Source organism: Sphingopyxis sp. P1IMeth2 (assembly GCF_900185685.1).
Classification (GTDB): domain Bacteria; phylum Pseudomonadota; class Alphaproteobacteria; order Sphingomonadales; family Sphingomonadaceae; genus Sphingopyxis; species Sphingopyxis terrae_A.
Map to the genome: position 1 here is coordinate 118,647 of NZ_FYAT01000013.1, position 25,468 is coordinate 144,114.

A 25,468-nucleotide genomic window follows, 5' to 3' on the forward strand; every position below is an offset into this window, starting at 1 on the left:
GCATGAGCGCGACGATCGAAAGCGCGATGGTGATGGCTGCGGGGATCGGCAAGCGGATGCGCCCGCTCACCGCGACGCGGCCCAAGCCGCTGGTGCGCGTGGCCGGCAAGCCGCTGATCGACCATAGCCTCGACCGGATCGAGGCGGCGGGGATCGGCCATGTCGTCGTCAACGTCCATTATCTCGCCGACGCGCTCGAGGCGCATCTCGCAAAGCAGAAGCGATCCTTTACCCTGGCGGTTTCGGACGAGCGCGGCGAACTGCTCGAAACCGGTGGCGGCATGGTCAAGGCGCTGCCGCTGCTCAAGGGCGATCCGATCCTGGTCGTCAACAGCGACAATATCTGGACCGACGGGCCGCAGGACAGCATCCGTAATCTGGCGCGCCACTGGGACGGCGATCGGATGGATGCGCTGCTCCTCGTAATCCGTCAGGCGAGTGCGACGGGACACGGTGGCAAGGGCGATTTTCACATGGACCCGGGCGGCAAGCTGTCGCGGCGCAAGCCCGGCCGTGTCGCGCCTTTCGTCTATACCGGAATCCAGCTCATTTCGCCGCGCCTGCTCGTTGGCGCGCCCGAAGGGCCCTTTTCGACGAACCTGTTGTGGGACCGCGCGATCGCGGCGGGGCGGCTTTATGGCCTGTCGCACATGGGGCAATGGTTCGACGTCGGCACCCCCGCCAGCATTGCACCAACCGAAGCGGCGCTGAGCGAGGTTTGATTCCTTTCCGCAGCCATTTCGAGCCCTTCGACTGCTTTGCAGGCGTTCGGGACGAACTGCGCGAAGCAATCCAGAGCTTGCGTAAGCCGCCTTGGATTGCTTCGCTGCGCTCGCAATGACGGAGATGTCCAAACCCACCCTCTATTCCATCCCGATTCATCGGGCCTTCGCCGACGCGCTCGCCGCCGGGGTAATCGCGCGCTTCGACGACGGCGCGCTGGGATTGGCGCACGGCCTGATCCTGCTGCCGAGCAATCGGGCGCGCAGCGCGGTGCAGGCGGCGTTCGTCCGCGCGGGCGGGCAGGGGCTTCTCATGCCGCGGCTGGCGGTGATCGGCGATACCGATCTCGACGAATCGGTCGCGCTGTCGCTCGATGCGATCGACGACGATCCGCTGCCGCCTGCTATCGATCCGCTGCACCGGCGCCTGCTGCTCGCCGAACTCATCGAGCGGCATACGCCGCCGGGCGAACCGGCAATCACCGGCGCAGCGGCGTTCCAGCTTGCCGACGGACTCGGCCGCGTGATCGACCAGCTTCATTATGAAGAGGTGCCGGTTTCGGCGCTCGTCGACCTCGATCTCGGCGCCTTTGCCGACCATTGGCGGGCGTCGCTATCGCGACTGCGGCTGCTGGTCGATGAATGGCCGGCCACGCTTGCCAGGACCGGCGCGATCGACCGCGCGGCGCGCCGCAACTTGCTTCTCGATCGCGTTGCCGCGGGATGGCGTGCGGCGCCGCCGGCGCGCTTCGTCGTCGCGGCGGGCGTTACCACCGCTGCTCCTGCCATCGCGCGGTTGCTCCGCACCGTGACCGATATGACGCGCGGCATGGTCGTGCTGCCCGGGCTCGATCAGGTGATGACGGCGGATGAATGGGATGCGCTCGGCCCGACGCGGCCCGATGCGGATGACGATCGACGCCCGCTCGAAACGCATCCGCAATATCATCTGAAGCTGCTGCTCGATCGCATGGGCGTTGCTCGTGATGAAGTGCAGCCATGGGATGCCGCATCGCCGCACGATGGCCCCGAAGCGCGGACGCCCTTCGCGTCGCTGCTCTTCGCGCCCGCGGACTACAGCACCCAGTGGCAGGCGGCGGGCGATCTGTCGGCGGCGGTTGCCGGCCTGTCGGGCGCCGTCTTCGCCGACGACGGGCAGGAGGCGCAGGGAATCGCCCTGCTGATGCGCGAGGCGATCGAGACGCCGGGGCGCACGGCCGCCCTCCTAACCCCCGACCGCGCGCTCGCCGAGCGCGTCGCCGCCGCGCTGACGCGCTGGGGCATCAGTGTCGATGACAGCGCCGGCCAACCGCTGTCGCGCACCGCGCCGGGCGCGCTGTTGCTGCTGCTTGCCGACCTGGCTGCCGCCTTCGATCCGGTCGCGTTGGTGGCGCTGCTCGGCCATCCGCTCGTGCGTGCGGGAGGGGAGCGCACCATGTGGCTCGACGAGGTGCGGCGGCTCGACCTGACGCTGCGTGAGCCCGGACTGCTTCCGGGATGGGACGGGGTGAGCGCGCGCATTGCGGCGCGCGCTGCCGATCCCAAGGCGCGCGGTCATGCCATTGTGGTCCAGATGGCGCCCTGGTGGACGCGTGTTTCGACCGAACTCGCCGCCGCGCTCGTGCCCTTTGGTGCCGGGCCGGCGCCGCCCGCCGACCTGCTCGCGGCGTTGCAGCGCGCTGCCGAATGGCTGGCGGGCGACGCGGTGTGGGCGGGGCCGGCGGGCCGGATGCTCGCCGAACTGTTCGACCAGTGGGCGCTGGCGCGCGGCGCCGGGCCGGCGCTTGTCGATCCTGCCGATTTTCCCGCGATGCTCGGGCAATTGCTTGGGCAAGCGAGCGTGCGTCCGCCCTATGGCGGGCATCCGCGCCTGTTCATCTGGGGCTTGCTTGAGGCGCGGTTGCAGCGGGCCGACCTGATGATTCTCGGCGGACTCGACGAAGGGCGCTGGCCCGCCGCGACGCAACCCGACCCGTGGCTCGCGCCCGGTATCCGCCGTCTGCTCGGTCTTGCCGCGCCCGAACGGCAGCAGGGGATGGCGGCGCATGATTTCGTGGGCGCGCTCGGAGGCGGAAAGATCGTCGTCACGCGCGCGCAGCGCAGCGGCGGCGATCCCGCCGTCGCCTCGCGCTTCTGGCTGCGGCTCGCGGCGCTTGCGGGCAAGCTTCCCGAACCCGCACCGGGCGGGGTGCCGCTCACGCGCCTTGCCGCCGAAATCGACCTGCCGCCGGGCGGCGCGCAGCCCGCCGGTCGTCCGGCGCCGCAGCCGCCCGCTGCCGACCGTCCGCGCCGGATCAGCGTCACCGGCGTCGACAAGCTCGCGCGCGATCCCTTTGCCTTTTATGCCGACCGGATGCTCGGCCTTTCGGCGCTCGATCCATTGAGCGCCGCTCCCGATCCGCGCTGGCGCGGCACGCGGGTGCATAAATTGTTCGAGGATTGGGTGCGCGGCGGCGCCACGCGCGACGCGTTCGAGGCAGAACTGGCCGCGCTCGCCGCCGATCCCGCGCTCGACGGGCTTGCGCGCGCCTTCTGGCTGCCGCGTATCGCACCCGCGCTGCGCTGGGCTGCGGAGCAGGTTTGGGAGGCCGAGCGCAAGCCGGTCGCAGTCGAGGCGCGGGGCGAACGGACCGACGACGGCATCACGCTGCATGGCAAGGCCGACCGCATCGACCGCGGCCCCGATGGCCTTGCCATCATCGATTATAAATCGGGCGGCGCGCCGAGCGCGCAGGCCGCCGCCGACGGGCTCGACAATCAGCTCGGGCTGCTCGGCCTGCTTGCGCGCGAAGGGGCGATGGAGGGTATCGATGCCGCCCCCGTCGTGGCGCTCGAATATTGGAGCTTGCGTCCCGATCGCCGCGCCGACGGTGCGGGGCGGATTTCGAACAGCTATGGCCCGCGCAGCACGCTCAAGACCGCCGAGGCGGCGATCGACCATGCCGCCGACACGCTGACCCGGCTGGCGCGCGATTATTTGCTCGGCGACGCGCCCTTCTTGCCCGGCGAGGGCCGCGGCTATGGCGATTTTGACCAGCTCATGCGCCGCGACGAATGGTTCGGGCGCGGGGAGGACGGGCTGTGAGCAAGAGCGCCGGCCTCGCCATCCTCGACCCGCGGCAGGGCGCCGCCGCCGATCCCGAAAGCCATGTCTGGCTCGGCGCATCGGCGGGGACCGGCAAGACGCAGGTGCTGTCGGCGCGCGTGCTGCGGCTGATGCTGGACGGCGTTTCGCCGCAGGCGATCCTGTGCATCACCTTCACCAAGGCGGGCGCTGCCGAAATGGCGCACCGCATCCACGAACGGCTCGCGACCTGGGTGCGGATGAGCGACGGCGATCTGCGGCTCGATCTCCACGCGCTGGGGCTCGACTGGGAGCGGCCGGGGCTGATGACGCGCGCGCGGTCGCTGTTCGCGACAGTGATCGACAGCCCCGGCGGCGCGATCCGCGTCCAGACGATCCACAGCTTCTGCCAGACCCTGCTCGCCAGCTTTCCGCTCGAGGCAAAGCTGCTTCCCGGCTTTCGCGCTATCGAGGAAGATGAAGCAGCGGCGCTGAAGCGGCAGATACTCGGCGATCTGCTCGAGCATGATCCCGACCGCGAGGCGCTGCGGGCGGTTGCGGCGATGCTGTCGCGGCGGCTGGGGCAGGAATCCGCGCTTGCCTTCCTGTCGAGCTGCGCCGCGGTCTTCGGTGGCCCGCGCGCCGCGTTGCCGCCCGCGGCGCAGGATCTGCGCGCGGCGTTCGACCTGCCGGGCGGCGATCCGGATGCGTGGCTCGCTGCCGAAATTGCAGGCGGGGCGATTTCCGACGCCGATATCAAGGCGGTCGCGACCAGCGGGGCGGCGTGGGGTACCAAGACCGGCGAGGCTTGTTCGGACAAGATGGTCGGCTGGCTCATCGCCGAGGCCTCGGCGCGCGCCGCGATGCTCGACGAACTGCTCGGCTGTTTCCTGACCGGCAAGGGCGAGCTGCGCGCCGATTTTGCGGGCGATAAGGGCCGGATGACCGATTGTGCCGATAGCGCGGTGCGCATCGTCGATGCCGCCGGGCGGCTGCGCGCGACGGCGACCGCGATGCGCGTCGCCGACGATCTTGCGGCGGGGTGGAAGCTTGGCGCGCGCTTTGCCGAAGCCTATGCGCTCGCCAAGCGCGATGCGGGGCTTGCCGATTTCGACGATCTCATCACGCTCGCCGGGACGCTGCTGCGTGTCAGCAGCTTCGGCGAATGGGTGCGCTTCAAGCTCGATCAGCGCACCGACCATATCCTCGTCGATGAGGCGCAGGATACGAACATGCGCCAGTGGGGCATTGTCCTGTCGCTCGCCGAAGAGTTTTTCGCGGGCGTCAGCGCGAAGGACGACCGGCTGCGGACGCTGTTCACGGTCGGCGACCGCAAGCAGGCGATCTTCGGCTTTCAGGGCACCGACCCCAGGGCGTTCGCGAACGCGCGCGACATGTTCCACGCGATGGGCGAGATGGGCGGCCAGCCCTTCCGCCAGGTCGATCTCGTTTCCAACTATCGCTCGACGCCCGCGGTGCTCGACGTCGTCGACCGCTGGCTCGGCGACGGCGGGACGATAGCGATGGGACTCGACGGCGAAGAGCCGCCACACCGTCCGTTTCGAAGCGCGCAGGCCGGCCAGGTCGAACTCTGGGCGCCGCTGCCCGTCGGCAAGGCGATCGATGCCGCAGCCGCGGAGGACGGCGGGGACGAGGGGGACGGCAGCGCCCCCGCCTCCGATCCTGCCTCGATGCGGTTGGCCAAGGCGATCGCGGGCGAGGTGCAGGACTGGATCGCGAACGGCAAGGATGGCCGCCCCGTGGCGCCCGGCGATATCATGATCCTCGTACGCCGGCGCCGCGATCTGGCGGCGCGGATCGTCGCGCGGCTTCAGACGCTGCACGTCCCCGTCGCGGGCGTCGACCGCTTCGCGCTGACCCAGCCGCTAGCGGTTCAGGATCTGATCGCCGCTATGCGCTTCGCGGTGCAGCCGCTCGACGATCTCAACCTCGCCGCGCTGCTCGTGTCGCCGCTGCTCGGCTGGACGCAGGACGAGCTTTACGCGCGTACGGCAAAGCGCGGCCGCGCCGCCATCTGGGAACATCTGCGCTCCCATGAGGAGACTATGCCGCCCGCAACGATGGCGGCGCTGCGCGCACTGCTCGGCATGGCCGATTTCACGACCCCTTTCCGCTTTCTCGAAACGATCCTCTCAGGGCCGATCGACGGACGGCGCAAGCTGTACGCGCGGCTGGGGCGCGAGGCGCGCGACCCGATCGACGAACTGCTGAGCCAGGCGCTGGCGTTCGAGGCGCGCGAAACCGTGTCGCTACTCGGCTTTCTGACCCGGATCGCGGGCAGCAGCGCCGATATCAAGCGGCAGACCGAAGCGCGCAGCGACGTCGTGCGCGTGATGACGGTGCACGGATCGAAGGGCTTGCAGGCGCCGATCGTCATTCTCGCCGATGCGACCGACGATGCCGCGATCGGTCATCGTCCCTTCACCGTCGATGTCGCCGCCTGGGAAAAGCTGCCCGTCTTCGCGATGCCCGCCGACGAGCGGCAGGGTGCGCTGGCGCAGGCCTATCAGGACGCGGCCGATGCCGCGGCGCAGGAGCATTGGCGGCTGTTCTACGTCGCGATGACCCGCGCCGAAGAGATGCTGATCGTCGCGGGCGTTACCAAAAAGCCCGACCTGTCGGTGCCCGAGACAAGCTGGCACAGCGCGGCCGCGATGGCGCTGGAGGGGCTTGGTTGCGATTGGGAGGATGCGGGGCCGCTGTGGGGCCGCCGCCGTGTCCACCGCATCAATGACGGCAAATGGGCGCGCAGGGATGCGGCTGTGCGCGCCGCACCGCCGCCGCTCGCGCTGCCCGCCTGGACCCACGCCCCGGCGCCCGAGGAGGCGCGCCCGCCGCGTCCGCTCGCGCCCTCGGCGCTGGGCGAAGACGATGTCGCGGTGCCGCCGCAGGGGGCGGCGCGCGTCGCGGCGGTGACGCGCGGCCTGCTGCTCCACGCGCTGTTCGAACGCCTGCCGCCGGTCGCGACCGATAGGCGGCGCGCGGCGGCGCTGCGCTGGCTCGCGGTGCAGGCACCGACGCTCGACGATGCGGCGCGTATGGCGATGGCGGACGAGGTGCTCGCCATCCTCGATGATCCGGCGCACGCCGCACTCTTCGGCCCCGACAGTCTGGCCGAAGTGCCGCTCTCGGCGGTGGTCGACGGCATGGTCGTGGCGGGGGTCGTCGACCGGCTGCGCGTGACAGACGACGCGGTGACAGTGATCGATTACAAGACCGGGCGGCGGATACCCGGGAGCGCGGCCGATGTCGCGCCCGCCTATCTGCGCCAGATGGCGGCCTATCGCGATGCGCTGGCGGTCATCTTTCCGGGCCGGCGCGTCGAAACGGCGCTGCTCTATACGGCGGAGCCGCGCCTCATCGCGCTCGACGATGCCGTGCTGGCACCGCACAAGCCCGGCTTGCTTGCCGCCAAGGCGAATTTGCCGCCGCCGCCTCTTGAGCCGGGCGCCCCGACGTCCTAGCTTGGCATCAACGATTTTTCAGAATTTCAGGAGTTCAGACGATGGCAACCAAGGCAATCACCGACGCCAGCTTTCAGGCCGATGTCCTCGACAGCGACACCCCCGTGCTCGTCGATTTCTGGGCCGAATGGTGCGGTCCGTGCAAGATGATCGGCCCGTCGCTCGAAGAAATTTCGAACGAACTCGCCGGCAAGGTGGTGATCGCCAAGCTGAACATCGACGACCATCCCGACGCGCCGAGCAAATATGGCGTGCGCGGCATCCCGACGATGATCCTGTTCAAGAATGGCCAGATCGCCGACACCAAGGTCGGCGCCGCACCGAAGAGCGCGCTTAAGGGCTGGCTCGAAGGCGCGCTTTGATTTTAGCTAGCCCCCCGACGCCGAGTGATCGGTGTCGGGGGGAGCCTTCTATCGGTCAGTCACGCCAATAGTCGTGTCGTTCGGAGCCATCGAAACCGGCCCGAAGCGAGGCAGAAATTGCGGAAACCTCTGGCCTGATCCGCATGGGCACGGGTCTTTTCGGCCGAGTTTTTCGATAAGTTCGATATCGCCGCGGACGAAGCGATGACCACGCTTGACCTGCGTTTCGGACGGGTAACCCTTACGCCGCTTCGAGGTGTCTCGAAAGCAAGGCAGGTCGGCGAAGTCTTTTTGCCGTACCATGACGGCCTCCTGTGGTCGGCGCACCTGATTGCGCGCAGTGGGCGGATCTAAAAGATCGCGGTCAACTCCGGTAGTCGGCGTTGATGCTGATATAGCCGTGGGTCAGGTCGCAGGTCCAAACGGTCGCGCGCCCGTCGCCGAGGCCGAGGTCGGCGCCGACGCGAATGTCCTGGCCCTTCAGATGCGCCGCAACGGGGCCCTCGTCATAGCCGTCGACGGGTAGCCCGTCCTTCGCGACCCAATGGTCGCCGAAGCGGATTGCCAGCCGGTCGCGGTCGGCAGGTTCGCCTGCCTTGCCCACCGCCATCACGACGCGGCCCCAATTGGCATCCTCGCCCGCGATCGCGGTCTTGACCAGCGGCGAATTGGCGATCGACAGCGCGACGCGCTTGGCGCTGGCATCGCTGACCGCGCCGGTCACCGTAATTTCGATGAATTTCGACGCACCTTCGCCGTCGCGCACGACAAGCTGCGCAAGGTCGAGCGCAACGCTTTGGATTGCCGCATAAAGCGCGTCGGCGCCCGGATCGTCGCGCGTCGTCAGCACCGGATTGCCCGCCCGCCCGGTCGCGAACAACAGCACCGTGTCGCTGGTCGACGTGTCGCTGTCGACCGTGATCGCGTTGAAACTCCCGGCGGTCGCGTCGCTCAGCATCGCTTGCAACAGATCGGGCGCCACCGCGGCATCGGTGAAAATATAGCCGAGCATCGTCGCCATGTCGGGCGCGATCATCCCCGATCCCTTGACGATCCCCGCGACTTGCACCGTGGCGCCGCCGACGACCGCGCTTGCCGCCGCGCCCTTCGGGAAGGTGTCGGTGGTGGTGATCGTCTGCGCCGCTTCTTCCCAGCTTGCGCTCGGCGTGTCGAAGCCGATGACCTTGGCGACGCCGGCGTGCGCCTTGTCCTTGGGCAGCGGCACGCCGATCACGCCCGTCGAACAGACGAAGACTTCCCTCGGATCGCACGCCAGATGCGCAGCGACCTGATCGACGATCTGCTCGACCGCCTCGCGTCCGCGATAGCCGGTGAAGGCGTTCGAATTGCCCGCATTGACGATCAGCGCGCGGGCGCGGCCGTGCGCGATGCCCTCGCGGCACATTTCGACCTCGGTCGAACAGCAGACATTCTGCGTCGTCACGCCCGCGACGACGGTACCCGGCGCCAGTTCGACATAGGTGAGGTCGCAGCGGTCCCAATTTTTGTAGTGCGCGCGCGCGATACGGCGCGTCACCCCGGCGATTTCGGGCAGGGCGGGGAAGGCAGCGGGCGCGAGCGGCGAGCGATCAGTCATGGCGCGCGCATAGCCGTTGGGGGGGCAAAGAAAAACCCCTCCCGCGAACGGAAGGGGCTTTGCTGCCGGAGTTCAGCGACGAGCGCTTCCCGGCGGTCGTCCTCCCCGCGGCGTCGCCACAAGGAGGATCGTCCGGCTTACGCCGGGATGCCGCTGATCGCCTTGACTTCCATGAAGTCCTTGAGGCCGAACAGACCGCCTTCGCGGCCATTGCCCGACGCCTTGTAACCGCCGAAGGGCGCGCCCGGTCCGGGGCCCCAGGCGTTGACAGCGACCATGCCGGCGCGCAGCTTCGGTGCCACCTCGGCGGCCTTGGACGGATCGCCCGATACCACGGCCGACAAGCCATATTCGGTGTCGTTAGCGATATCGACCGCTTCGTCGAGGCTGGAATATTCCATGATCGTCGCAACGGGGCCGAACACTTCTTCCTTGGCGATCCGCATGTCGGGCGTGACGCCCGAGAAGACGGTCGGCTTGATGAAATAGCCGCGGTTGACGTTCGCGGGCAGGCCGGTGCCGCCGGTTTCGAGCGTTGCGCCCTCGTCGATCGCCGACTGGATCAGGCCCTGGATCTTTTCGAACTGCGCCTTGTTGACGACGGGGCCGATATGCCCCCCTTCCTGCGCCGGATCGCCAACCTGCGTTCCGTCGAACATCGCCTTGATGACGCCGACGGCCTCTTCCTTGCGGTCCTTGTGGACCAGAATACGCGTCGGGGCGATACAGCTCTGACCAGTGTTGACGAGCACGCCCTGCACCGTCGGGGGCAGGACCTGGGCCAGATCGGCGTCGGGCAGGACGATGTTCGGCGACTTGCCGCCCAGTTCCTGATGGACGCGCTTGACCGTGTCGGCCGCCGCCTTGGCGACGAGGATGCCAGCGCGGGTCGATCCGGTGAAGCTCACCATTTCGATCCCCGGATGCGCGCTGATCGCATTGCCGACGGTCGGGCCGTCACCCTGAACCAGGTTGAACACGCCCGGCGGAACGCCTGCCGCATCGAGGATTTCGGCGAAAATAACGGCATTGCCGGGGCATTCTTCCGACGGCTTCAGCACCATCGTGTTGCCGGCGGCGAGCGCGGGCGCGACCTTGAGCGCAATCTGGTTGAGCGGCCAGTTCCAAGGGGTGATCATCCCGACGACGCCGATCGGTTCATAGACGACCTTGTTTGCGCCATGCTGTTCGCTGAACTCGAAATTCTTCAGCGCTTCGATCGTGCCGAGGAAGCCGCCGATGCCGGCGCCGACTTGCGCGGTGCCCGCGAAGCTGACCGGTGCGCCCATTTCGGCCGCCATCGACTTGGCGAGATCGGCGCCGCGCTTCTTATATTCCTCGACGATACGGCCGAGCAGCGCCAAGCGCTCCTCCCGCGTCGTCTGCGAATAGGTCTTATAGGCTTCCTTGGCGGCGGCAACGGCATCGTCGACGTCGGCCGCGGTGCCGAGCACGACGGTCGATGCCGCTTCCTCGGTCGCCGGGTTGATGACGTCGTGCAGCTTGCCGCCCTTGCTGTCGACCCATTTGCCGCCGATGTAATTCTGTTTCAGGTGCGTTTCGGTATCGCTCATCATCTTTCTCCCATCGGCGGAAACTTCCGTCTCGGATTGCTACCTAATCACTGTGCCGCGCGAATCAAGCGCGGTCGGCTGCGATTTCTTCCAGCTCAGCGCTTTTCAGCGGCTATGCGTGACATGAGTATCGCAGCGCGCGTCGCCTGGCGTGCGATGCTGGACAATTCGACCCTTTCGCCGGGCGCATGATCGCCGGTCGAATAGGTGCCGAGCCCGGCAAGGCCATCGACATCGGCGGCGACGAAGCTGATGTCGCCGGCGCCGCGTTTAAGCGGATCGAGCGCGGCCATTTCGGGGAGCCCCATGTCGCGGTTCACGCCGTTGAGCCGGTCGAGCAGCGCCTTGTTGCCCGCCGTCGGCGCCATCGGCGGATAGGCGCCGGGGTCGAAGGCAAGCTTCGCATCGGTGCCGGGCAGATGGCGCGCAACGATCGCCGCCATCTTGTCCTTCACCCGCGCCGACTGTTCGGGCGACAGGGTGCGCAGGTCGCCGCGCGCCACCGCAATCGGGGCGACGATGTTGGTCTTGCCGTTTGCGGTCGCGCGGATACCGCCGGTGTCGAGCGTCGCTTCCTGTCCGCCGGCGATTAGCCCGACGTTGAAGGTCAGATTGGGTTCGGGCAGTTGGGTGCGGAAATCGCGGATGATGCGTGCCAGCTCGTTGATCGCGCCGTCGCCGACCTCGGCGCTGAAGATGCCCGAACTGTGGGCGCTCATGCCCGTCGCGGTGACGGTCCAGCTTTCCGAACTGCGGCGGGCGATCGATCCCATATCGGCGCCATTGTCGCGGACAAGTCCTTCGAAATCGAGCGCGATGTCGCTGCGCTTGCCCGCGGTGATCAGGTCGGCGCGCGATTTTTCGATCGGATCGCCCGCGTCTTCCTCGTCGCCGGTCATATGGATTTCGATATTGGCGTCTTTCAGCGTGCCCGCAGCCTTCATCGCGCGCAGCGCCGCGACGATCACCACCATGCCGCCCTTGTCGTCGCCCGCGCCGGGGCCTTCGCCCCAGCCGTCCTTGCGCGTGAAGGTCTGGAAGGGCGAGTCGGGTTCGAACACCGTGTCGAGATGCGCGATCAGCAGCATCTTCTTGCCGTCGGCACGCCCCTTGTGCACCGCGATCAGATGGCCGGCGCGCTTCGTCTCGGGCGTGGGTTTCCAGGTGACCGTAAAGCCCAGCGGCTCGAGCTCGGAGCGCATCATCTCGGCTACCTTTTCGACCCCGGCGAGGTTCAACGTACCACTGTTCTGATTCACCAGCCTTTCGAGCAGCGCGATCGACCGTTCCTGCTCGGCCTTTACCGTTTCGGCCATCCGGCTTTCGGTCGGGCTCAGCTTGGCATGCGCGGCCGGGGCGAGCGCGAGCGCGGCAAGGGCGGCGAACGCGGCGAAGCGGGCTGATTTCATCTGCACAATCTCCTTTGTCGGCGCCCTTGTGCCGCTTGAAGGCCGCCGCCGCAAGCCATCGCGCCCGGCAATATTCGCTCGCTTGCCGATCCCCATCTCGAGCACGACCTGTAAAGAGTGTTTGACAGCATATGTTTCGCGTCTGTAAAGAGTGTCTGACAGGCTGAAAGGATGGTCATTGCAAAATCGCGTTCGGGATTGCCGCGAGCAGGCGGGGTGGAGCCAGGGCGAACTGGCCCGCCGGCTCGGCGTCTCGCGGCAGACGATCAATGCCGTCGAAACCGACAAATATGATCCCAGCCTGCCGCTCGCGCTGCGCATGGCCCGGCTGTTCGGGCTGGAGGTGCGCGAGCTGTTTATCGATCATTGGATGCCAGAGGACGAGTGATGGACAAGATGGTGGCCGGACATAGCGCTGCGGCGTGGAAGAAGAGCGGGATCGGGGCGCTGGTCGGCGCGATCGTCGGTGCGGGCACGGTCGCCGGGCTGATGCATGTCGCCGGGACCGATTTCATCGATGCGATGGGCGGATCGCGCGTTGCGCTGGCCGGGGTCGCCATCCTCTATCTCCTGATGGCGGCCTTTGTCGGCTTCGGGCTGGCGGTGCCGCGCACCGGCGCCAGGCTGCTCAACGTCGCCGATGCCGACGAACTGCGCGAGGAGCGCGCGGGCATGGGGCGATCGGTCATCGTCATGGGCGCAATCGGGGCCGCACTGCTTGCGCTCGCGCTCGCACGCACGCCCTCCTTTCCGGCCGGACCCGTTCCGGCGCAGGCGGCCGCGGCGGTGCTGGCCCTCGTGATTGCGGGCGGTGTCGCGGCGAGCTGGGCGTGGCGGTGGCAATATGACGAGCTTAACCGCCAATTGGGCATCGAAGGCGGCTATTGGGCCTTCGGCCTGAGCTGGATCGGGCTCACCCTCTGGGGCGCCGCCGATTTTCTAGGGCTCGGACCGGCGCTCACCGCGATCGACGTGGTGACGACGCTGGCGGCGATGATGCTTGTCGGGGCCTTTGTGGCGATCGGTCGCCGCGGCCTGATGATGCGCTGAGCGCAGGTAGCAGATAAGGGAAGGGCGTCCGAGCTCCCCCAAGCCGGACGCCCTTCGAGCGTGACTGATCGCTGCAGATCAGGCGCTGTAATACATGTCGAATTCGACCGGGCTCGGGGTCTGTTCGAAGTTGTAAACTTCGGCCCATTTGAGTTCGATATAGGCTTCGATCTGATCCTTCGAGAAGACGTCGCCCTTCAAGAGGAAGTCGTGATCGGCCGCGAGGCTGTCGAGCGCTTCGCGCAGGCTGCCACAGACGGTCGGGACTTCGGCGAGTTCTTCGGGCGGCAGATCATAGAGATTCTTGTCCATCGCGTCGCCGGGGTGGATCTTGTTCTGGATGCCGTCGAGCCCCGCCATCAGCAGCGCCGAATAGCAGAGATAGGGGTTCGCCATCGCGTCGGGGAAACGGAATTCGACGCGCTTCGCCTTGGCGCCCGCGCCATAGGGGATGCGGCACGAAGCCGAACGGTTGCGGCTCGAATAGGCGAGCAGCACCGGCGCCTCGAAGCCCGGGACGAGGCGCTTGTAGCTGTTCGTCGTCGGGTTGGTGAAGGCATTGAGTGCCTTCGCATGCTTGATGACGCCGCCGATGAAATAGAGGCACATGTCCGAAAGGCCGGCATAGCCGTTGCCCGCAAAGAGCGGCTTGCCCTTTTCCCAGATCGAGATGTGGGTGTGCATGCCCGATCCGTTATCGTCCTTGATCGGCTTGGGCATGAAGGTCGCAGTCTTGCCATAGGCATGGGCGACCTGATGCACGACATATTTGTAGATCTGCATGCGGTCGGCGGTCTGCGTCAGCGTGCCGAAGGTCAGGCCCAGCTCGTGCTGCGCGGCGGCGACTTCATGGTGATGCTTGTCGCAGGGCAGGCCCATTTCGAGCATGGTCGAGACCATTTCGGCGCGGATGTCGACGGCGCTGTCGACCGGCGCGACAGGGAAATAGCCGCCCTTGGCGCGCGGACGATGTCCAAGGTTGCCGCCTTCATAGGCGCGGCCGGTGTTGGTCGGCAGTTCGATATCGTCGATTTCGAAACCCGACTTGTTATAGCCGGTTTCGAAGCGGACGTCGTCGAACATGAAGAATTCGGCTTCGGGGCCGACATAGACGGTGTCGCCGATGCCGGTCGAGGCGACATAGGCTTCGGCGCGCTTCGCGGTGGTGCGCGGGTCGCGGGCATAGCCTTCGCCGGTCGAAGGTTCGACGATGTCGCAGAACATCACCAGCATCGGGGTTGCCGAGAAGGGATCGTCATAGACCGCTTCGAGATCGGGCTTCAGGATCATGTCGCTTTCGTTGATCGCCTTCCAGCCTTCGATCGACGAACCGTCGAACATCAGGCCGTCTTCGAGGGCGTCTTCGTCGATCACGCCGGCGCACATGGTCAGATGCTGCCATTTGCCCTTGGGATCGGTGAAACGCAGATCGACCCACTCGATGTCATTATCCTTGATCCGGGCGATGATATCCTTCGGCTTGGTGGCCATGGTCACTTCTTCCTTTTTGCGAATAGTACCGGCTGGACCGGCGTCTGTTGAACGGGATGGAGCGATGGAAGCTTAGAGCGCGTCCTCATTGCGCTCGCCGGTGCGGATGCGCAGCGCGGTTTCCACGGGGATCACGAAAATCTTGCCGTCGCCGATGCGGCCCGTCTGCGCCGCCGCGGCAATCGCCTCGACCACGCGTTCGGCCATATTGTCATCGACGATAACCTCCAGCTTCACCTTCGGCAGGAAGTCGACGACATATTCAGCGCCGCGATACAGTTCGGTGTGACCCTTCTGGCGACCGAAGCCCTTCGCCTCGGTGACGGTGATGCCGCTGACACCCACTTCGTGCAGCGCCTCCTTCACCTCGTCGAGCTTGAACGGTTTGATGATCGCCTCAATCTTCTTCACGCTTCATGTCCCCCTTTGGGCCTTCCACCTTTGCCTGTGGACGAAGCCGGGTCAGGTACGCCTGAACCGGTTTCCCCCGTGAGTCGGTGCGGTGTGCGGCCATCTTGCACCAATCAAGACCCGTGCCAATTGGCGAATCGCAAGCTTTCGGTAAGAAATTTGGCACGAAATTACGCCGCTGCCTGTCCTTTGGGCAGCGGCGTGATTTAGGTGATTAAATTTTGTGCAATCAGCGCCCGACGGGCGCCGACGCGTCGGGCAGGTTCGCCTTGGTCCAGTTCGACCGGTCGATGACATAGGCGCGAATCGCCTCGACATCGGCGGGGGAGAGCACCTTGGCAAAGCTCACCATGCCGCGGTCCTTCAGCGCGCCGTCGAGGATCACGCCCTTCCATGCATCGGCACTGGTCAGCGCACCCGAAACGCGCAGGTCGGGGGTGAAGCCGTTGCCGATCGCGCTGTCGCCGTGACAGACTTGGCAATAGCGCCCGAAATGCGCCTTGCCCGATGCGATCTGCTGCGGCGTGCCGAACTGCGCGGGCGGATTCCACGCCAGCGTCGTGGTCGCGGGCGGGGCGGGGAGCTGCACCGTACCGCCGAGCTTGAGCACCACGAGGCGCGGAATATTGGGCACCTTGCGCGTCACTCCGCCCGCGACCCCGGCGACAAGTGGAAAGGCGCCGCCCTTGCTGGTCTGGAAAGCGACATATTGCACTCCGCCCACGCGGAAGGTCGATGGCGCGCTGACGATCCCCGACTGCATGTCGAGGTCGAGCAGCTGCTTGCCGGTGTCGGCGGCATAGGCGCGGAAGCGCCCGGTGCTCGTTCCCTGGAAAACCAGATTGCCGGCGGTCGTCATCGTGCCGCCGTTCCATGCGGCGGGATAGTCGACGCCCCAGGCGACCTTGCCGGTGCGCGGGTCGAAGGCAACGAGACGGCCGGTGGTCGCGGCGACGGCCGCGCGGAAGGCAGCCTTGTCGTCGGGGAGCATCGCTGCGGTCAGCGAGGCGCCGATGTTGAAGCCGAGTACCTTGCGCCGGTCCAGCTCATCCATATCCTGGATATAGCCCTGCGGAATCTGCTGCGCCGGAATATAGACGAGGCCGGTAGCAGGGTTGTAGCTCATCGGATGCCAGTTGTGCGCGCCAAGCGCGCCCGGGATCGCGATGAAGGGCTTGCCGGTCTTGTAGAAGCGCGCGTCGGGATTTTCGATCGGCCGGCCAGTGGCCATGTCATAGCCGGTCGCCCAGTTGATCCCGTCGACGAAAGGCTTGGCGTCGATCAGCTTGCCGGTGGTCCGGTCGATCGTGAAGAAAAAGCCGTTCTTCGGTGCATGATACAGCACTTTGGTCGGCGTGCCGTTCACCGCCTGCTCGGCAAGGATGATCGGCTGCGTCGCGGTATAGTCCCAGCTCTCGCCGGGCGTTTCCTGATAATGCCATTTATATTTGCCGGTCGACGCATCGAGCGCCACCACGGACGAGAGGAACCAGTTGTCGCCTTCGCCGTTCGAACGCGTGCCATGGTTCCACGGATTGCCGTTGCCGACGCCGAGATAGATCTGGTCGAGATCCTTGTCATAGACGATCGCGTCCCACACCGTGCCGCCGCCGCCCGACGTCTTCCATTCCCCTTGGTCTGACCAGGTTGCATTGCCTTTCGACGCGAAGATGTCGTCGCTTGCGGCGCCGTCCTTCTTCTTTTCGGGGTTCGGCGCGGTGTAGAAGCGCCAGCGTTCCTTGCCGGTATCGGCATCATAGGCGGTGACATAGCCGCGCACCCCGAATTCGGCGCCGCCGCTGCCGATGAGCACCATGTCCTTCACGACGCGCGGCGCGCCGGTGATCGTGTAGGGCTTTTGGGGATCGAAGGTCTGCGTCGACCACAATTCCTTGCCGGTCTTGCGATCGAGCGCGATCAGCCGCCCGTCGAGTGCGCCGACGAAGAGCTTGTCGCCCCATACCGCGACGCCGCGGTTGACGACGTCGCAGCAGGCGTTGACCGCGCGGTCGCCCGACACCTTGGGATCGAAGGACCAGAGCTTCTTGCCGGTCCCGGCGTCCCACGCGTCGACCTTCGACCAGGCGTGGCTGACATAAAGGGTGCCATCGACGACGACCGGGGTGGCTTCCTGTCCGCGCGCGTCCTCAAGATCGGCGAACCAGGCAATGCCAAGCTCGCCCACATTCTTGTCGTTTATGTCGGTGAGCGGGCTGAAGCGCTGCTCGTCATAGCCATAGCCGATGCCGGCCCAGTTGTCGCCGTTGCCGCCGGTCTTGAGCAGTGCTTCGCTCGCCCTCTCGGCATCGTCGAGCGACCTGCCCGTGCCGCCCGACTTCGACGCGTTGCAACCCGCCAGAACCAAGGCCGCACCACAAAGCAGCGCGGTCGCCATGACCCGTTTCGCCATATTCGCTCTCCCTCGACGTCCTATGCTTGACGTTCACGTCAAGACTGCGCCGGGCGAAGCGGATTCGCAAGCGGGAATTTAGGGTGTTCTACCTAAAGTCTGGCAGGTTTCAGGCCCAGGGCGGGGTGTTGAGTCCCTTGGGGCTTGCGGTAAAGATTTCGCAGCCGTCCTCGGTGATGCCGATGCTGTGTTCGAACTGCGCCGAAAGCGACCGGTCGCGCGTCACCGCGGTCCAGCCGTCGGCAAGCATCTTCACGGCATATTTGCCGGTGTTTATCATCGGTTCGATGGTGAAGAACATGCCGGGCCTCAGCTCGGGGCCGGTGCCGGGGCGCCCGGCGTGGACCACTTCGGGCGCATCGTGGAACATCTGGCCGAGCCCGTGACCGCAAAAATCGCGCACCACCGAATAACGGTGGCGTTCGGCGTGGCTCTGGATCGCGTGCGCGACGTCGCCCATCGTATTGCCGGGCTTCGCCTGTTCGATGCCCAGCATCAGGCATTCATAGGTCACGTCCACCAGCCGCCGCGCCTTGATCGGAACTTCGCCGACCAGATACATGCGGCTGGTGTCGCCATGCCAGCCGTCGATGATGCTGGTGACGTCGACATTGACGATATCGCCTTCGCGCAGCGGCTTGTCGTCGGGAATCCCGTGGCACACGACATGGTTGATGCTGGTACAGCAGCTATGCGTGAAGCCGCGATAGCCCAGCGTCGCGGGAATGCCGCCGCCCGCAAGCATCATCTCGCGCACCAGATCGTCGATCGCCCCGGTGGTCACGCCGGGCTGGATGAAAGGAACGAGCGCGTCGAGAATCTCGGCCGACAGCCGGCCGGCCTTGCGCATTCCGGCAAAGCCGGATTCGTCGTGAAGCTTGATCGTGCCGTCGCGGACGGGGGCGGGGGTGGCCGCTTCGTCGGCGGTTACGGAGATGTAGTTGTACATGCCGGTGATATAGGCGCCGCAGCCCCAAAAAGCGAGGGGGTCAAACAAAACCCCTCCCGCAAGCGGGAGGGGTTGAAGCGGTTTCTACTCTGCCGCCTTCTCAGCTTTGGCCTTGCCCTTGCCCTTGCTCGCCTTGGGCGCCGCCGGGGTGATTTCGAAGCTCAGCGGATTGCCGACCTTGGCATCCTCGCCGGTTTTCAGCTTCACCTTGACCTCGCCGCCGTGGACGAGCTTGCCGAAGAGCAGTTCTTCGGCGAGCGGCTGCTTGATCTTTTCCTGGATCAGGCGGCCCATCGGGCGTGCGCCATAGAGCTTGTCATAGCCCTTGGCGGTCAACCATTCGCGCGCCTTGTCGTCGAGCTGGATGTGGACGTTGCGGTCGGCAAGCTGCAGTTCGAGTTGCAGGATGAACTTGTCGACAACGCGCGCCACGACTTCCGGCGGCAGATAGCCGAAGGGGACGATCGCATCGAGGCGGTTGCGGAATTCGGGGGTGAACATGCGCTTCACCGCCTCTTCCTGCGCATCCTCGCGCGTCTGGGTGCCGAAACCGATCGACTCGCGCGTCATGTCGCTCGCGCCCGCATTGGTCGTCATGATCAGGATCACGTTGCGGAAGTCGACCGTCTTGCCGTGGTGGTCGGTCAGCCGGCCATTGTCCATCACCTGGAGCAGGATGTTGAACAGGTCGGGATGCGCCTTCTCGATCTCGTCGAGCAGCAGCACGCAGTGCGGGTTCTGGTCGATCGCGTCGGTCAGCAGGCCGCCCTGGTCATAGCCGACATAGCCCGGCGGCGCGCCGATCAGGCGGCTCACCGAGTGGCGTTCCATATATTCGGACATGTCGAACCGCTGGAGCGGAATGCCGAGCAGATGCGCGAGCTGTTTCGCGACCTCGGTCTTGCCGACGCCGGTGGGGCCGCTGAACAGATAATTGCCGATCGGCTTTTCGGGATCGCGCAGCCCGGCGCGGCTGAGCTTGATCGCCGACGACAGCACCTCGATCGCGGTATTCTGACCGAAGACGACGCGCTTGAGGTCGGTCTCGAGCGTTTCGAGAACCTTCTTGTCGTCGCTCGACACCGATTTCGGCGGGATACGCGCCATCGTCGCGATCACCGCCTCGATCTCCTTCGCGGTGATCGTTTTGCGGCGCTTCGACGGCGGCACCAGCATCTGCATCGCGCCGACTTCGTCGATCACGTCGATCGCCTTGTCGGGCAGCTTGCGGTCGTTGATGTAACGCGATGACAGCTCGACCGCCGCGTTGATCGCGTCGGCGGTGTATTTCACATTATGATGGCTCTCGAACGCGTCGCGCAGGCCGGCGAGGATCTTCTTCGTGTCCTCGATGCTCGGTTCGATCACGTCGATCTTCTGGAACCGGCGCAGCAGCGCGCGGTCCTTCTCGAAATGATTGCGGAACTCCTTGTAGGTGGTCGAACCGATGCAGCGGATCACACCGCCCGACAATGCGGGCTTCAGGAGGTTCGACGCATCCATCGCGCCGCCGCTCGTCGCGCCGGCGCCGATCACCGTGTGGATCTCGTCGATGAACAGGATCGCGTGCGGCATGCCTTCGAGTTCGGAGACGACCTGTTTCAGCCGCTCCTCGAAATCGCCGCGATAGCGCGTGCCGGCGAGCAGCGCGCCCATATCAAGCGAATAGATCACCGCTTCCTTCAGCACCTCGGGCACGTCGCCCTCGATGATCTTGCGCGCGAGGCCCTCGGCGATCGCGGTCTTGCCGACGCCGGGGTCGCCCACATAGAGCGGGTTGTTCTTGCTGCGGCGGCAAAGGATCTGGATCGTGCGGTCGACCTCGGCGCTGCGGCCGATCAGCGGGTCGACCTTGCCGCCCTTCGCCTTTTCGTTGAGGTTGACCGTGAACTGGTCGAGCGCGGTTTCCTTCTTGTTCTTGCCTTCGCTCTTGTCCTTCGCTTCTTCCTTTTCCTCGGGCTCGGCGGTGGGCGACGGCTTGCCGCCCTTGCCGACCCCGTGGCTGAGGTAGGAAACGGCGTCGAGCCGCGTCAGATCCTGCTGCTGCAAGAAGTAGACCGCATAGCTCTCGCGCTCCGAAAACAGCGCGACGAGGACATTCGCGCCCGTCACCTCATCCTTGCCCGACGACTGGACGTGCAGGATCGCGCGCTGGACGACGCGCTGGAAACCGCTGGTTGGGGAGGGGTCGCTGTGCCCCTCGACCTTCAGGCTGTCGAGTTCGGTGTCGAGATAATGGACCACCGCCGACTGCAACTCGCCCAGCGCGACGCCGCACGCGCGCATCACTTCGGCAGCATGTTCGTCGTCGATCAGCGCGTAGAGCAGATGCTCCAGCGTCGCGTATTCGTGGTGGCGCTCCGACGCGGCCTTCAGCGCGTTGTGCAGGGTCTTTTCGAGGGACTCCGAAAAGGACGGCATGGTCTTCATCTCCTTGCGGGGACGTGCCGGGGAGAGGCCGCCCCTAGGAACACAACGTGGCGATGCTCCCGTCTCTCCGCAAGGGAAAAGCGGAAGCTCGTGTGAAATTACGATGACAGGCTTGTCTTATGGTTAACGCAGCGTTGCGATTTGGCGGGCGCGACGCCGCTCAATCACAGGGCCTGCGCTAGGTCGCGTCGTCGGAGTCGGGTTTGTCATCGTCGTCCTGCGCCGTTCCCATCTGGAAACGGACCCGCTCGACGCAGCCCGTCCATCCTTGCGGCGAAGCCGCGGCCCGGGCGGACAGGAGCATTCGCTGCGCCTGGGTGCCGAAGTCGGCAGCAGGCTGCGCCGCGGCAACCTTGACATTGCCGATTTCACCCCAAGGGGCGATGTCATACGTCAGCACCGCCCAGCCTTCGACTGCGCGCCGGCGATAAGCGGCGGGGTAGATCAGGGCCGGCTTGCGGTCCCACGCGCGATCGTCGCCGCAGGTCGCGCCCTGCGGCCTGAATGCGTCGGCATCGGGAATCGGCGGCGGTGATACCGTCTCTGGCGCCCGCCGATAAGGGTAGAGGCATTGCGTGCGAACGCCTCCGGTGAAGCGCGATCGTGCCACGGCGTCGCGCGCCGCCGCATCGAGCTCCCGATTGCCCGACGTCGCAAATGTCTTCAGGTTGACGGGGCGCCCTTTCGCATCGGTGTCGTAAAGGACAAAGGACCAGTCTTTTCGTCCCCGCGTCGCCGGGATTTTCGAAAAGTCCGGAAATGCGCGAAGGAGCGGCCGGGGGCGCGGCGGTGCGGCGCAAGTGCCGATGTCGCGGATGCGCGCCCATCCCTCTTTGGGCAACGGTCCCGAAATCGGCGTCATCGTATAAGCGAGCAGATCCGGGGGTGCAGCGGCGCCGACCGCCTGCGCGCTGATGCGATAGCGTATCGTGCATCGGGTGCGGGCTTGCCCGACCGGGAAACGGCTTGCCGCCAGCGATGCCGGTAGATCCTGACCAAGAGCGCCAGGCGACCCGTCGCTCTCGATCGAAATCGGCCGTCCGTCGGCGTCGATGTCGAAACGATATATTATCTGGGCGGCGGTGCGCATCGGCCGGTTCGACATCGCGCGCAGGACGGCCTTTACGCCCGCAGTGTCGAGGGCGCCGTCGCTGCAGCGCGCATCGGCGATATCCCAGGAAAGCAGCGCCGGCCAACCGTCGGCAGACTCAAGCAGCGGAAGGGGCGACTTGTCGACAGGAGCCGGAATGACAATGGGCGGAGGGGGTGGCGGCGTGCTGGCCAGGGCGGCAATCGAAAGCGCGGCAATAAGGGGCATGGGCTCGTTCCGTTCCTGATTTCGGGGGAAAATTTCGGCTACAGGCTAGGCAGAGCCCATGCGGCGGGCAAGAGTCGACCCCGCCAAATCGGCCGCTTTTGCCTGCAGATTCATGGCGCTGCTGCGACGGCCGCCCCGTCATCCCTTGCGGAACAGTGCCTCCGCATTTGCCTTGAAGCTGCCCGCTGCCGCCTTGTGCGCCTTTGTGCGTGCTATCTCGGCCTCCAGCACCGCAAGCCGATCGTCGAGTTCGGCGACCGACAAGGGGTCGAGCGACTGTTTGGCGAGCGCCGTCAGCACATCGTCGCGGCGGCGGGGAAGGTCGTCGTCGTCCATGGCCATCCTCCCTGTCGAATTGCGGCCTTGTGGGGCGCGAACTGTTGACCCCCGCGCCGCGGCTGTCAATAAGGCGGGACGAGTGGGAAATCGAACAAAGTGGGGGATTTAGCGTGACCAGCCTGCCCGAGAGCATGACCGCCGTCGCGATCCGCGAACCCGGCGGCCCCGAAGTGCTCGTTGCCGAGCAGCGACCCGTGCCGCGGCCGGGGCCGGGCGAGTTGCTGATCCGCGTCGCCGCGGCGGGGGTGAACCGTCCCGACGTGCTCCAGCGCATGGGCTACTATCCGCCGCCGCCCGGCGCGTCGGACCTTCCCGGCCTCGAAATCGCCGGGACAGTGGTCGCGACCGGACCGGGCGGCGATCCCGAAATGCTGGGGCAGGCGGTGTGCGCGCTGGTCGGGGGCGGGGGCTATGCCGAATATTGCGTCGCGCCCGTGGGCAGCGTGCTGCCCGTTCCCGCAGGATTCACCATGGCCGAAGCGGCGGCACTGCCCGAAACGGTGTTCACCGTATGGCATAATCTGTTCGAGCGCGGCTGGATCAAGGAAGGGGAGACAGCGCTCGTCCACGGGGGGACCAGCGGTATCGGAACGACGGCGATCGGCCTGTGCAAGCTATTCGATATCCGCATCATCGTCACCTGCGGCAGCGCCGACAAATGCGACGCGGCGCGGGCGCTCGGCGCCGACCTCGCGATCGATTATTCGGCCGAGGATTATGTGGAGGCGGTAAAGGGCTTTACCGGCGGGGCGGGGGTCGATGTCGTGCTGGATATGGTCGGCGGCGATTATGTGCCGCGCAATCTTGCGTGTCTGGCCGACGACGGGCGGCACGTCACCATCGCCTTCCAGCGGGGCGCGAAAGCCGAAATCGACATGTCGCAGCTCATGCGCCGCCGCCTGACGATGACCGGATCGACGCTGCGGGCGCGCAGCGCCGACTTCAAGGCCGCGCTGGCCGACGAGATTCACAAGACGTTGTGGCCGCGCCTTTCCAGCGGGGCCTGGAAGCCCGCGATGGATCAATCCTTTCCGCTTGCCGATGCCGCCGCTGCGCACGCGCGGATGCAGGCGGGCGCGCACGTCGGAAAGATCGTCCTCAAGATCGGATAATCGCTTGCTGCGCGCTGGTCCCCGGCGGCTGGCCAAGAAAAAGGGCGGTCGTCCGGTTGGACGCCGCCCTTGACCTTGTGTCGATGGAAAGTTCGGCTCAGGCCGCGTCTTCCAGTTCCTCGTCGGTCAGCACCGGGCCCGAATCCTGGCCCTTGGCATCGACGTCGCGGTCGACGAATTCGATGATCGCGATCGGCGCGGCGTCCGAAGCGCGGATGCCGGCCTTGATGATGCGGGTGTAGCCGCCGTTGCGGTCCTTGTAGCGTTCGGCGAGGACGTCGAACAGCTTCTGAAGCTGCGCTTCGTCCATCAGACGGCTCATCGCCAGACGGCGATTGGCAAGGCCGCCACGCTTCGCGAGCGTGATCAGCTTTTCGACATAGGGACGCAGTTCCTTCGCCTTGGCGACGGTCGTCGTGATCTGCTCATGCTTGATGAGCGAAGCCGACATGTTGCGGAACATCGCGATGCGATGCGCGCCGGTGCGCTGAAGCTTCCGGCCACCCGATTTATGACGCATAATCCATTCCTTCGTTTGTCAGAGGGGCCGTTTTACGGAACCCCAAGCCAGGCCCGCTTGCGGGGGAGCCCTTTTCCCTTTGTGTTCCCCGGCGAAGGCCGGGGTCCAGATTCAGCGTTGCACCTGTGCCCCGGCTTTCGCCGGGGAACAGTTCGGGACTTAACCCAGTAGCTCCTGTTCGAGCTTCTTGGCCATTTCCTCGATGTTTTCCGGCGGCCAGCCGGGGATGTCCATGCCGAGGCGCAGACCCATCGACGAGAGCACTTCCTTGATCTCGTTGAGCGACTTGCGGCCGAAGTTCGGCGTGCGGAGCATCTCGGCCTCGGTCTTCTGGACCAGGTCGCCGATGTAGATGATGTTGTCGTTCTTGAGGCAGTTGGCCGAACGAACCGACAGTTCGAGCTCGTCGACCTTCTTGAGAAGGAAGCGGTTGAGCTGGTTGACGTCCGATTCCTCGGTCGAAGCCGACGGAGCCGCCATGCCGATGAGGCCGCTGTCGTTCATCGCTTCTTCGAAGTGGACGAAGACCTGAAGCTGGTCCTGGAGGATGCGCGCAGCATAGGCGACGGCATCTTCCGGGGTCACGGTGCCGTCGGTATCGACGGTCAGCGACAGCTTGTCATAGTCCAGTTCCTGACCGATGCGGGCATTGTCGACCTTGTAGGCGACCTGACGCACCGGCGAGTAGAGCGAATCGACCGGGATCAGGCCGATCGGCGCGTCGGCCGGACGGTTGGCCGTCGCGGGAACATAGCCCTTACCGGTGTCGGCAACGAGTTCCATGTTCAGCGTCGCCCCGTCGTCGAGGTGGCAGATCACGTGATCGGGGTTCATCACCTTGATGTCACCCGACACCATGATGTCGCCGGCCTTGACGGTCGCGGGACCGGTCGCCGAAAGCTGCAGCCGCTTCGGGCCTTCGCCTTCCATCTTGAGCGCGATCTGCTTCACGTTGAGAACGATGTCGGTCACGTCCTCGCGCACGCCAGCCAGGCTCGAGAATTCGTGCAGGACGTTCTCGATCTTGATCGACGTGATGGCCGCACCCTGGAGCGACGACAGGAGCACGCGGCGCAGCGCGTTGCCAAGCGTCAGGCCAAAGCCGCGTTCGAGCGGTTCGGCGACGAAGGTGGCCTTGCGCTTGCTGTCGCTGCCAGCCTTGATTTCCAGGTTGCTGGGCTTCTTCAATTCCTGCCAGTTCCGGATATTGACAGTCATGGACTTC

The 25,468-nt window shown here is 66.0% G+C and carries 21 protein-coding genes; 8 read left to right on the forward strand and 13 right to left on the reverse strand.

The window, feature by feature from the left end; all coding sequences use genetic code 11:
- The first annotated feature begins 2 nt into the window (after window positions 1-2).
- The 4 genes from P1IM2_RS11955 (at window position 3) to trxA (ending at window position 7,633) form a co-directional block, all read left to right on the forward strand.
- Entirely contained in the window at window positions 3-722 is a 720-nt protein-coding gene (locus P1IM2_RS11955) for a nucleotidyltransferase family protein (RefSeq protein WP_186402609.1), read from the forward strand.
- A gap of 124 nt (window positions 723-846) precedes the next feature.
- A complete protein-coding gene (gene addB / locus P1IM2_RS11960; RefSeq protein ID WP_186402610.1) occupies window positions 847-3,807 on the forward strand; it encodes a double-strand break repair protein AddB in 2,961 nt (986 codons plus the stop codon).
- Window positions 3,804-7,271, forward strand: coding sequence for a double-strand break repair helicase AddA (gene addA, locus P1IM2_RS11965; protein WP_186402611.1), 3,468 nt, complete (start codon window positions 3,804-3,806; stop codon window positions 7,269-7,271). The genes addB and addA overlap by 4 nt, the downstream gene beginning before the upstream one ends.
- A 41-nt stretch (window positions 7,272-7,312) precedes the next feature.
- Window positions 7,313-7,633: a thioredoxin TrxA gene (gene trxA, locus P1IM2_RS11970; protein ID WP_003040459.1), complete on the forward strand. Its 321-nt coding sequence runs from the start codon at window positions 7,313-7,315 to the stop codon at window positions 7,631-7,633.
- A 48-nt stretch (window positions 7,634-7,681) separates the two neighbouring features.
- Here the strand turns inward: trxA and P1IM2_RS19075 are convergent, their stop codons facing one another.
- The gene (locus P1IM2_RS19075; protein ID WP_409574540.1) at window positions 7,682-7,909 is read right to left on the reverse strand and encodes an SEC-C metal-binding domain-containing protein; all 228 of its coding nucleotides are present in this window, start codon (window positions 7,907-7,909) and stop codon (window positions 7,682-7,684) included.
- Here P1IM2_RS19075 and P1IM2_RS18955 point away from each other — a divergent pair.
- Window positions 7,838-7,987, forward strand: coding sequence for a hypothetical protein (locus P1IM2_RS18955; RefSeq protein WP_260834038.1), 150 nt, complete (start codon window positions 7,838-7,840; stop codon window positions 7,985-7,987). The two genes, P1IM2_RS19075 and P1IM2_RS18955, sit on opposite strands and share 72 nt — an antisense overlap.
- 10 nt (window positions 7,988-7,997) lie before the next feature.
- On the opposite strand, the gene argJ is transcribed toward P1IM2_RS18955, so the two are convergent.
- From argJ to P1IM2_RS11990, 3 genes are all read right to left on the reverse strand, one after another.
- Window positions 7,998-9,230, reverse strand: coding sequence for a bifunctional glutamate N-acetyltransferase/amino-acid acetyltransferase ArgJ (gene argJ, locus P1IM2_RS11980; protein ID WP_062900652.1), 1,233 nt, complete (start codon window positions 9,228-9,230; stop codon window positions 7,998-8,000).
- Between the two features lie 137 nt (window positions 9,231-9,367).
- Entirely contained in the window at window positions 9,368-10,807 is a 1,440-nt protein-coding gene (locus tag P1IM2_RS11985) for an aldehyde dehydrogenase family protein (protein ID WP_058813093.1), read from the reverse strand.
- Window positions 10,808-10,899: 92 nt separating this feature from the next.
- A complete protein-coding gene (locus P1IM2_RS11990; protein WP_186402613.1) occupies window positions 10,900-12,213 on the reverse strand; it encodes a M20/M25/M40 family metallo-hydrolase in 1,314 nt (437 codons plus the stop codon).
- Between the two features lie 178 nt (window positions 12,214-12,391).
- Here P1IM2_RS11990 and P1IM2_RS11995 point away from each other — a divergent pair, with 178 nt between their 5' ends.
- Together P1IM2_RS11995 and P1IM2_RS12000 are read left to right on the forward strand one after the other, a co-directional pair.
- Window positions 12,392-12,601: a helix-turn-helix transcriptional regulator gene (locus P1IM2_RS11995; protein ID WP_003040449.1), complete on the forward strand. Its 210-nt coding sequence runs from the start codon at window positions 12,392-12,394 to the stop codon at window positions 12,599-12,601.
- Window positions 12,601-13,263 (forward strand): hypothetical protein, encoded by a 663-nt coding sequence (locus P1IM2_RS12000; protein ID WP_186402614.1) that lies wholly within the window; start codon window positions 12,601-12,603, stop codon window positions 13,261-13,263. The genes P1IM2_RS11995 and P1IM2_RS12000 overlap by 1 nt, the downstream gene beginning before the upstream one ends.
- Before the next feature lie 78 nt (window positions 13,264-13,341).
- On the opposite strand, the gene glnA is transcribed toward P1IM2_RS12000, so the two are convergent.
- From glnA to P1IM2_RS12035, 7 genes are all read right to left on the reverse strand, one after another.
- Window positions 13,342-14,754 (reverse strand): type I glutamate--ammonia ligase, encoded by a 1,413-nt coding sequence (gene glnA / locus P1IM2_RS12005; RefSeq protein WP_058813096.1) that lies wholly within the window; start codon window positions 14,752-14,754, stop codon window positions 13,342-13,344.
- 72 nt (window positions 14,755-14,826) lie between these two features.
- Complete coding sequence (locus P1IM2_RS12010) at window positions 14,827-15,165, reverse strand: P-II family nitrogen regulator (protein WP_003040441.1); 339 nt, start codon at window positions 15,163-15,165, stop codon at window positions 14,827-14,829.
- 229 nt (window positions 15,166-15,394) lie between these two features.
- Window positions 15,395-17,575 (reverse strand): PQQ-dependent dehydrogenase, methanol/ethanol family, encoded by a 2,181-nt coding sequence (locus P1IM2_RS12015; protein WP_062900649.1) that lies wholly within the window; start codon window positions 17,573-17,575, stop codon window positions 15,395-15,397.
- 109 nt (window positions 17,576-17,684) lie between these two features.
- Window positions 17,685-18,524, reverse strand: coding sequence for a type I methionyl aminopeptidase (gene map / locus P1IM2_RS12020; protein ID WP_062900648.1), 840 nt, complete (start codon window positions 18,522-18,524; stop codon window positions 17,685-17,687).
- A gap of 84 nt (window positions 18,525-18,608) precedes the next feature.
- Window positions 18,609-20,945 carry an ATP-dependent Clp protease ATP-binding subunit ClpA gene (gene clpA, locus P1IM2_RS12025; RefSeq protein WP_058813119.1) on the reverse strand — a complete coding sequence of 779 codons (2,337 nt, stop codon included), beginning with the start codon at window positions 20,943-20,945 and terminating at the stop codon, window positions 18,609-18,611.
- A 187-nt stretch (window positions 20,946-21,132) separates the two neighbouring features.
- Window positions 21,133-22,272, reverse strand: coding sequence for an energy transducer TonB (locus P1IM2_RS12030; RefSeq protein WP_186402615.1), 1,140 nt, complete (start codon window positions 22,270-22,272; stop codon window positions 21,133-21,135).
- Window positions 22,273-22,410: 138 nt separating this feature from the next.
- Window positions 22,411-22,608: a DUF1192 domain-containing protein gene (locus tag P1IM2_RS12035; protein ID WP_062900646.1), complete on the reverse strand. Its 198-nt coding sequence runs from the start codon at window positions 22,606-22,608 to the stop codon at window positions 22,411-22,413.
- A 113-nt stretch (window positions 22,609-22,721) separates the two neighbouring features.
- Here P1IM2_RS12035 and P1IM2_RS12040 point away from each other — a divergent pair, with 113 nt between their 5' ends.
- Entirely contained in the window at window positions 22,722-23,723 is a 1,002-nt protein-coding gene (locus P1IM2_RS12040) for an NAD(P)H-quinone oxidoreductase (protein ID WP_260834044.1), read from the forward strand.
- 97 nt (window positions 23,724-23,820) lie between these two features.
- Here the strand turns inward: P1IM2_RS12040 and rplQ are convergent, their stop codons facing one another.
- Together rplQ and P1IM2_RS12050 are read right to left on the reverse strand one after the other, a co-directional pair.
- Window positions 23,821-24,243: a 50S ribosomal protein L17 gene (gene rplQ, locus P1IM2_RS12045; RefSeq protein ID WP_003040421.1), complete on the reverse strand. Its 423-nt coding sequence runs from the start codon at window positions 24,241-24,243 to the stop codon at window positions 23,821-23,823.
- Between the two features lie 159 nt (window positions 24,244-24,402).
- Window positions 24,403-25,461 (reverse strand): DNA-directed RNA polymerase subunit alpha, encoded by a 1,059-nt coding sequence (locus tag P1IM2_RS12050; RefSeq protein WP_003040418.1) that lies wholly within the window; start codon window positions 25,459-25,461, stop codon window positions 24,403-24,405.
- Between the last annotated feature and the right edge of the window lie 7 nt (window positions 25,462-25,468).